4 protein-coding genes are annotated in these 3,969 nt (G+C 27.7%); 3 read left to right on the forward strand and 1 reads right to left on the reverse strand.

Annotation, left to right across the window (positions count from 1 at the left end):
• Positions 1-216: 216 nt before the first annotated feature.
• On the forward strand, positions 217-1,683 hold the full coding sequence (locus tag ACR0QS_RS11755; RefSeq protein ID WP_432633640.1) for a sugar phosphate nucleotidyltransferase: 1,467 nt from the start codon (positions 217-219) through the stop codon (positions 1,681-1,683).
• 19 nt (positions 1,684-1,702) lie between these two features.
• The gene (locus ACR0QS_RS11760; protein ID WP_432633641.1) at positions 1,703-2,578 is read left to right on the forward strand and encodes a DMT family transporter; all 876 of its coding nucleotides are present in this window, start codon (positions 1,703-1,705) and stop codon (positions 2,576-2,578) included.
• 23 nt (positions 2,579-2,601) lie between these two features.
• Here ACR0QS_RS11760 and ACR0QS_RS11765 read toward each other — a convergent pair whose 3' ends face one another.
• Entirely contained in the window at positions 2,602-2,988 is a 387-nt protein-coding gene (locus tag ACR0QS_RS11765; RefSeq protein ID WP_432633642.1) for a hypothetical protein, read from the reverse strand.
• Between the two features lie 130 nt (positions 2,989-3,118).
• Between ACR0QS_RS11765 and ACR0QS_RS11770 the strand changes: the two genes are divergently transcribed.
• Entirely contained in the window at positions 3,119-3,859 is a 741-nt protein-coding gene (locus tag ACR0QS_RS11770) for a serine/threonine protein phosphatase (protein ID WP_432633643.1), read from the forward strand.
• Positions 3,860-3,969 lie beyond the last annotated feature (110 nt).

A 3,969-nucleotide genomic window follows, 5' to 3' on the forward strand; every position in this document is an offset into this window, starting at 1 on the left:
AAATAAAGATATAATGTATGGATATTTTTATGATTTTTATATTGATGAAAATGATTTTAATAATGACATAAAAAACGGATTATGCAAAGATTTAGAATTTAATTTTAATGATAAAAATCACAATGGAAAAATAAAATATGCTGAATTATATAAATAAGAAATATTGAATATAATGAATTTTAAAAGTTTAAATAAGATAAAATAAGGAGATTGATAATGAAAGCTATAATATTAGCCGCTGGTATGGGAACGCGACTATCTCCTATGACTTTATTAAAGCCAAAACCTTTGTTGGAAATAAAAGGAAAAACTATCTTGGAAAATATGATAAAGTTTTTAAAGAGCGGAGGCGTAAACGATATTACCGTAGTTACGGGATATAAAAACGAATTATTTGATATACATAAAGAAAAATTGGGATTCAAAAAAGTCGTATATAATGATTATGCCAAGAAGAATAGCAGTGCTTCTTTAAAATTTGTAATAGATGAAATAGAAAAAGGGACAATAATATTAAACGGAGATTTATTTATAACAAAGCCTTTTACGGAATATATAAAGCCGAATATATCTCAATTATTATCTCAAAAAATTAGCGAGGGAGTCGTTTCTTGGGGATATATAGTAGATAGCAATTTTAAATTAATAGATATAGATACAAACGCGACAAGCGGATACGGTGACGGTATAGCGGTATTTGATAATGAAGACGATTTAAAGATTTTAAAAAAAGAATTAATAAATTGCAGCGATGACGAATATTGGGAATATTGCATATTAAGAGCTATTGATAAAATAAATTTCTACGCTTTTAATTATGACGATATTTACGCGGAAGTGGATTCATTTAAAGACGCTTTATATCATAATTTATTAACTCCCGAAGAGATAGCCCAACAATGCAGTGAGGACGGGAAAATAGAAAGACTTGCTGGTATAACGAATATTAATTATAAAATTAAATTTTTAAACGAGTATAAAGTTATAAGAATACCTGGAAAAGGAACTGAAAAAGTAATTAATAGAACTTCCGAAAAAAAAATTTTAAATATTATACGCGATAAAGATATGGCTCCTAAAAGCGAATTTTATGAAAGCGATATAAGATTAACCGATTATTTGGAAGGCTATAGGTCTTTGGATTTTGACGATTTAAAAAATTACGATTCTATTCTTCCGCTAATAATCGAACAAATGAAAAAACTTCATTCTATGTCGCATGATAATTATGAAAACTTTGAAGTTATTTCTATGATAGAGGAAATTAAAAAATACGAACAACTTGCAAATATAAATATAGTTACAAAAATAGAGCATAAATTTATACTTAATATAGCAAGAAAAATGGACGGTGGAAAACAAGTTTTATGTCATAGAGATTTGCAACTTCCAAATATAATGTATAACGGCAAAAATATCAAATTTGTAGATTTTGAATACGCTGGATTTTCTTCTATACTTTGGGAAATTGGAAACTTTACCGCTGAATTGGAATTAAACGATAATCAAATTAATAAATTTATAGAATTATATAAAGATATAACCTATGAGGAAATAATAGAAGGACAATTAATGTCTAATTATATATGGACTTTATGGAGCTGGATTTACGATTCTATAGATTTGGGAAGAAGTTATTTGGTTAGACTTCATAATAATATAAATTATCTAATGAAAAAATAAAAAATATTAGGATGATACAATGAAAAAAGATATAATTTTAGGACATACTTTTGCATTTTTAAGCGTTTTATTTTGGTCTTCTCTATATGTTTCTACAAAAATATTGCTTGAAAGTTTTACTCCGCTTGAGTTATTGGTTTTACAATTTTGTATGGGATACATTCTTTTATTGATAGCGAAACCGAAAAGATTAAAATTAAATAGCGTAAAAGAAGAAATATATTTTGCTCTGGCTGGATTAACGGGAATTACTATTTATAATTTATTTTTAAATTTGGCTATGAGTTATTCTTTAGCTTCAAATGTAAGCGTCATAATAGCCGCCGCTCCTTTATTTACGGGAATATTTACATTTATACTAAAAATTGAAAAGCCTTATATAAGTTTTTTTATAGGTTTTATAGTTTCTATGATTGGAATTACTATATTAAGCTTCAACGGACAAGCCGAACTTAAATTAAATCCTTTGGGAGATATTTTAGCGGTTGTATCAAGTATAGGTTGGGGACTTTATTCGGTAATAATTAAAAAAATTACGGATATGAAATACGACATTATTTTATATACAAGAAGGGTAATATTTTACGGAATAATATTTATGTTGCCTTCTTTTTTATTTTTAGATTTTAATCCTAATTTAATGGCATTTAAAAATCCAGTGACTCTATTTAATATGATATTTGTTGCTACTTTTGCTTCTGGTATTTGTTTTATAATATGGAATAAGGCTACCGATTTAATAGGAGCGATTAAAACCAATATATATGTTTACTTAACGCCCGTAATAACTATATTCGTTTCAATAATAGTATTGAAAGAACATATAACCCTAATCGCTGTTTTAGGAGTGGCATTAACTTTAGCTGGAGTAATAATCTCGGAGTTAAGAAAATAATTTTTATAAATCTATTTAAAAAATTATTTTTCGGTAGATTCGATTATCTTCTTCAATTCCGCCCAGTCTTCAAAAGCTCTCGAAACCAAATCATCGTTCAATATTACGCCAAAATACTGATAATGCTTTATGTAGTCGACTCCATCGCTTTCTATACATTTAAGCCTTATAGACTGACGATATAAACTCTTATTGGCAAAACTGATTATAATATCTTTTTTGTCATACATTCTAGTTATATCTGTCATTTCTATACATTTTAATAATTTGACTAAAGTGTCCGATAACGCCATAAGTATATCGAATCTCTCATAACCGAGATATTCGCCGAATTTGAGTTTATAAATGCTGTCAAATTCAGCAACCGTAAGTTTATACATATTTTGTATATCAAATACTGAATTAATCATATCACAACCCTCCGATAACAATTGTAGCATATATAAGAATATATTGCAAATTTATTATTGATAAAATTTTTTAATTATTTATAATGTTAAACGATTTTAATATTATTTATTTTATTAAGGAAAAATTTTTATGAATATTTTTTGTTTTACCAATAAAGGCTCAAATTCAAAAATAAATAACGACACGATATTATTTGTGAGCGAATCAATTTCTGGAAATCCTATAATAATAAACGAACAAAATAATTATAGCCATTTTATTAATTCAATCGAAGGTTCTGCGGTAGGATTAGTGGCGGACGGTTTGGGAGATACTTTTGCTTCAAGATTAGCCGTTCAAACATATAACGAAAATTTTTTAGATTTAATCGAAATTGTCGGAGAGCGGGAAGCGGTAAACTGGATAATGCATAATTTTATCAAACTCGAAGTTAATGCGGCAAGAGAATCGGCGGATGATAAAAATAAAGCTATGTCGGGCGCTTCGATAGCGGGAATATTATATCATAAATTCGCTGGCGTTTTTGTTTTTCATGCGGGAGACTCAAAAGTTTTTGCGGTAGATAAAGATAAAGCGATTCAAATAACGAAGGACCATATTAACGGATATGTTTTGGAAAATTGCGCGTGCGCTGGCGGAGGACATTATATTTCTATAGAAGGCTCAAGAAGAAATAAAAATCATGATTATTTTATCGCCACAAATTCTATGTGCGAACTTTTATCAAAAAAATATTCTTCGGCAGAGGAAGGAGTTTATAATATAATGAAATTAAATAATGCGGAAGAGTCAATAAACGAATTAAAAAAACTGTCCGAAAATTACGGAGATAATATTACCGCTTTGGGATTAATGAACATGTTTGAATAAAAATTATAAAAACTCGCTCGCTTAACTAAAAAAAATAATAATTCAATAATCAAATATTTAAGGCTATTATAATTTTTTAATAATAGCCTTTTTATAAATAACTCAATTAA

Origin of the sequence: Brachyspira sp. (assembly GCF_050873525.1) — a bacterium.
Lineage (GTDB): Bacteria > Spirochaetota > Brachyspiria > Brachyspirales > Brachyspiraceae > Brachyspira.

Coding starts and splice junctions, on each gene's coding strand:
- ACR0QS_RS11760 (WP_432633641.1), top strand. CDS start 1,703: ATGAAAAAAGATATAATTTTAGGACATACTTTTGCATTTTTAAGCGTT.
- ACR0QS_RS11755 (WP_432633640.1), top strand. CDS start 217: ATGAAAGCTATAATATTAGCCGCTGGTATGGGAACGCGACTATCTCCT.
- ACR0QS_RS11770 (WP_432633643.1), top strand. CDS start 3,119: ATGAATATTTTTTGTTTTACCAATAAAGGCTCAAATTCAAAAATAAAT.
- ACR0QS_RS11765 (WP_432633642.1), bottom strand. CDS start 2,988: ATGATTAATTCAGTATTTGATATACAAAATATGTATAAACTTACGGTT.